4 protein-coding genes are annotated in these 4,940 nt (G+C 38.9%); 3 read left to right on the forward strand and 1 reads right to left on the reverse strand.

From position 1 onward, the window contains the following. Window positions 1-153 precede the first annotated feature (153 nt). A complete protein-coding gene (floR, locus tag ACVFVN_RS14375; RefSeq protein WP_165134138.1) occupies window positions 154-1,377 on the forward strand; it encodes a chloramphenicol/florfenicol efflux MFS transporter FloR in 1,224 nt (407 codons plus the stop codon). Window positions 1,378-1,737: 360 nt separating this feature from the next. Here the strand turns inward: floR and erm(F) are convergent, their stop codons facing one another. Further along, entirely contained in the window at window positions 1,738-2,538 is an 801-nt protein-coding gene (gene erm(F), locus ACVFVN_RS14380; protein WP_042005545.1) for a 23S rRNA (adenine(2058)-N(6))-methyltransferase Erm(F), read from the reverse strand. A gap of 83 nt (window positions 2,539-2,621) precedes the next feature. Here erm(F) and ACVFVN_RS14385 point away from each other — a divergent pair, with 83 nt between their 5' ends. Beyond that, entirely contained in the window at window positions 2,622-3,446 is an 825-nt protein-coding gene (locus tag ACVFVN_RS14385) for an IS5 family transposase (RefSeq protein ID WP_456235812.1), read from the forward strand. A 487-nt stretch (window positions 3,447-3,933) separates the two neighbouring features. Continuing rightward, complete coding sequence (locus ACVFVN_RS14390; protein ID WP_456235813.1) at window positions 3,934-4,794, forward strand: CPBP family intramembrane glutamic endopeptidase; 861 nt, start codon at window positions 3,934-3,936, stop codon at window positions 4,792-4,794. The last annotated feature ends 146 nt before the right edge of the window (window positions 4,795-4,940 follow it).

Genomic DNA, 4,940 nt, shown 5'->3' on the forward strand with positions numbered 1-4,940 from the left:
ACGGAACAGACGACAAAATTTGGCATTATAAGAATGCAGGTTTTTTACTAGAAAAAATAAAAGGTTCAAATCTAATCACCCTTGAAGGTACAGGACACGAATTACACGTTGATGATTGGAAATCAATAATTGATGGAATAGAAAAACACATAAATGACTGATAAACAAAAACAACGCCCCGCGTGGGCCTATACGCTGCCGGCAGCACTGCTGCTGATGGCTCCTTTCGACATCCTCGCTTCACTGGCGATGGATATTTATCTCCCTGTCGTTCCAGCGATGCCCGGCATCCTGAACACGACGCCCGCTATGATCCAACTCACGTTGAGCCTCTATATGGTGATGCTCGGCGTGGGCCAGGTGATTTTTGGTCCGCTCTCAGACAGAATCGGGCGACGGCCAATTCTACTTGCGGGCGCAACGGCTTTCGTCATTGCGTCTCTGGGAGCAGCTTGGTCTTCAACTGCACCGGCCTTTGTCGCTTTCCGTCTACTTCAAGCAGTGGGCGCGTCGGCCATGCTGGTGGCGACGTTCGCGACGGTTCGCGACGTTTATGCCAACCGTCCTGAGGGTGTCGTCATCTACGGCCTTTTCAGTTCGATGCTGGCGTTCGTGCCTGCGCTCGGCCCTATCGCCGGAGTATTGATCGGCGAGTTCTTGGGATGGCAGGCGATATTCATTACTTTGGCTATACTGGCGATGCTCGCACTCCTAAATGCGGGTTTCAGGTGGCACGAAACCCGCCCTCTGGATCAAGTCAAGACACGCCGATCTGTCTTGCCGATCTTCGCGAGTCCGGCTTTTTGGGTTTACACTGTCGGCTTTAGCGCCGGTATGGGCACCTACTTCGTCTTCTTCTCGACGGCTCCCCGTGTGCTCATAGGCCAAGCGGAATATTCCGAGATCGGATTCAGCTTTGCCTTCGCCACTGTCGCGCTTGTAATGATCGTGACAACCCGTTTCGCGAAGTCCTTTATCGCCAGATGGGGCATCGCAGGATGCGTGGCGCGTGGGATGGCGTTGCTTGTTTGCGGAGCGGTCCTGTTGGGGATCGGCGAACTTTACGGCTCGCCGTCATTCCTCACCTTCATCCTACCGATGTGGGTTGTCGCGGTCGGTATTGTCTTCACGGTGTCCGTTACCGCGAACGGCGCTTTGGCAGAGTTCGACGACATCGCGGGATCAGCGGTCGCGTTCTACTTCTGCGTTCAAAGCCTGATAGTCAGCATTGTCGGGACATTGGCGGTGGCACTTTTAAACGGTGACACAGCGTGGCCCGTGATCTGTTACGCCACGGCGATGGCGGTACTGGTTTCGTTGGGGCTGGTGCTCCTTCGGCTCCGTGGGGCTGCCACCGAGAAGTCGCCAGTCGTCTAACCGACGACTGGTAGCAGGCCCGCTCCGATGCGGCGCACTAACCATCGAAACCTCGTGAATGTCGGTATCCTGTCTGGCAGGATACCGCTCATTTCCCTTGTTCAGTTCAACATCGCATTGGCAAAATGGCGGGTTAAGTTCAAAATTCAACTTTTGTGCTTTTTATTCCGCCGAATGTGTCCCACATTCAGCTTTTTTTTAATAATTTAGCTTCTGTGGAAACACATCGGCTACGTCACTGCTAAATTGAACTTTCGGTTCAATTTATCCGCCACTTCGCCAATGCGTTTCCCGTTATGCGGCAGCTTAAAAGACGACACCAAACCAAAAAAATCATCTTGACAACCACCCGACTTTGAACTACGAAGGATGAAATTTTTCAGGGACAACTTCCAGCATTTCCAAAAAACAGTTTACCCATTGACTTGGAGACAAACAAACAATTTGAGCATTAAGGTTTAAACCGAATTTTTCCGAAATTGACCTGACCTGACTTTTCCTGAAAATCGACTTTAAAGCTGTTTTTACAGATAAATCAGGTTTCTCTAACAGACAGGAAATAAATGCTAAGTATTTGGCTTTAAACTTAAAATCAAAAAATAAGTGTTTTCTTTTAATGTTTAACAGGGCTGATTTGACAGTTGGCGGTGGCAAGAAACTTTCAGGACCTACCTCATAGACAAGTTTCAAATCAAAAAAAGTATGATAGAAAACGGTATATGGATTGTAAAGCTTCCTCGAAAATAACTTTTGTGTAGGTTCTAACTGAAGGATAATGGAACCTCCCAGAAAATTTCCAAGACTCTCAAACATCAGGATTTTGAAAATATCGGAAGTAATGCCATAAGGAATATTTGACACCACTTTGAAAGGAAATTTCGGAACTGCAAAATTCCTAAAATCACAACCGACAACTTGAACATTTCGGGCATCAGAAAATAATTTTCGTAAATGTTCAACCAAAGCTGTGTCGTTTTCAATAGCAACAACATTGTTGGCGATTTTTAATAAATGAACAGTAAGAAACCCCTTGCCTGCCCCAATATCTAAAACCGTATCCTGATTACTTATATTTGCTTGTCTTATTGCATCTTTTATTAGCACTTTATCAATAGTAAAGTGCTGACCCGTAAAACGAACGGGCAATTTCTTTTTTGTCATTGAAGTGATTTAAACTTTTTTTGAAAAAAACAAGCAGTTCAAAATTAGTAATTTAGAGTTGACAACCAATAAATTACAATTCGGTGAACTGCAAGTACACAAATTTACAAAAAGAGCTAATAGAAAACTGCATTTTATGCTTTATTCCGAAAAATAAAAGAGGATTTTCCAGTCAGTTTGATATGGCGGATATTTTCAAATGTATCGTCCATAAACTCAAAACGGGCTGTCAGTGGAGTTTCTTATTTGTTGATATAGAATGTTGTAAGCCACCATTTTCTTGGCAAACGGTTTATTATTACTGCCGGAAATGGAGTAAAATGGGTGTTTTTAAAGAAATGTTTGAAACGTATTTGGAAATACAGAAAGATAAATTGGACACCGAGAAATTGAACCTCGATGGCACACATAGTTTGGTTAAAAAATCAGCACAGAGCGTTGCTTACCAACACAGAAAGAGAGGTCGGACTTCTAATATTTTGATTATGACCGATGGCAGAGGCATACCCATTGCCAATGGTGGAATCATCAGTGGAAATCACAATGATTTGTACCAAATAGTTCCACAATATGCACAGATGATCAAAGATTTGAAGAAAAGTGAAATATGTGTTCAAAACAGCATTCAAAATGCAGACAAAGGGTTTGATTCCAAGAAATTAAGGAGAGCTATTCACAGACGAAAGATGATTGCCAATATTGTTGAAAATAAGCGAAATAGAAAAGGAAAGAAAAGAGGAAAAAAACGATTTTTCAATCAAGATGTTTACGACCAAAGATTTGTTAACGAAAGAACTTTTGCTTGGATGGACAGCTTCAGAACGCTTCTAATCAGATTCGACACTTTGGACAATTCCTGGTTGAATTGGCATTATTTGGCTTTTGCACTTATCTTGCTAAAAGTTTAAATGAGTTCATTAGTAACTTCTTACAGGTGAATACTTGAATTCAAATCGTGGAGAAGTGAATAGACAGTATTACCCGACAGAGCAACTATGACAACGTAACGCCTTTACAAAAAAGTCGGCACACGAAACCCATAGACTAATTGTCTTGACCTAAAAGAGATTGGAATTTTCAGGACTGCCTATCACTTAGATAGAAGTCCAAGGTCTGCTGAAATACATAATTCAAAAATTGAAATTGCTTGACTGCAAATTTAGTAACTTTGCTTGACAAATTAACGAGAAAAAAGAGAAAATGAAAACCGACCGCATAACATCACCTATACGCAAGCAGGGGTTTCGTGCTTCGTAGGACAGTTAAGTGGTAAATTTAAAGTTCAGTTCTTCGTAGGAAGTTTAGTGGTTAAAATCCCTGCCTGCGTATAGCTGAGAACCGTTGTGCGATATTTTACAAAACATCGTATTAAAATTAAATTCTCTTAAAATATTAATGAAAAATATTCTTTTAGAAGTCTATTACTTTATAAAAAATCCGACTGACCAAAGAATCGAAAATTGGACTTTCAAAAAAAATGTAAAATATATACTCGTTATTTTATGTTTTGAACTTGTTATTAATGCATTAATATTTTTTCCTCTAATATATTTTTTGAATAAAGTAGAACCTATTTTATATGAAATAAGAATAGATTATAATAGTAACACTTTCTTACAAACATTATTAATCACAGCCTTTCTTGTTCCAATTGCTGAAGAGATGATTTTCAGATATCTATTGCGTTACAATAAACTTTTTTCAAAAATTATAGATAGAAATAAATGGAATTTTTCATTTAAAATTCTTGTTTATATATCCATAATTCTTTTTGGATTTGTACATAGTAGTAATTTTGAAAACAGTTCCACATTTTTTTACTGTATTTTACCAATTTTAGTATCTACACAATTAATTGGAGGAATTTTTCTAACTTTTTTAAGAGTAAGATTTAATATTTTAACTTCTATTGTTTCTCACGTTTTATGGAACGGAATATTAACAATTATACCAATATTAATATCCATATTCGAAAAACCATACGAACGTATGACAGAGGATTATAAATTAAATATTGAATATTTGAATTATAACACAAGTAAACCACAAAAATTCCAAATTGATTCTACTTCTAATAGAATTTTTAAAATAGCTATCGATGAATATTCTTTTAACCATATTTTAGACTCTTTATGTCAGTACGAGAGAAATAGAGATGATATTTTAATCAATATGAAAATGGAATCCAAAAAAGGTTTGACTAAGGAAGAATTTAAAAAGTTGTTATTGGATTACGACAAAAGCGAATTACATTAAAAAAACATCGCACAACATCGGTAACCGTTGCACAACTCAAAACTCAACAAAATAAAATTATATATGACCTCGTTTAAGCCTTTTTAAGCGAGGTTTATTTTTGGAGTATATTCAAAATAATTAAAAATAAAGTGGTTGAAAAAAGC

Source organism: Soonwooa purpurea (assembly GCF_053891095.1).

Excerpts from the sequence above, each read along its gene's own strand:
- floR (WP_165134138.1), top strand. The coding sequence starts at position 154 with ATGACTGATAAACAAAAACAACGCCCCGCGTGGGCCTATACGCTGCCG.
- ACVFVN_RS14390 (WP_456235813.1), top strand. The coding sequence starts at position 3,934 with ATGAAAAATATTCTTTTAGAAGTCTATTACTTTATAAAAAATCCGACT.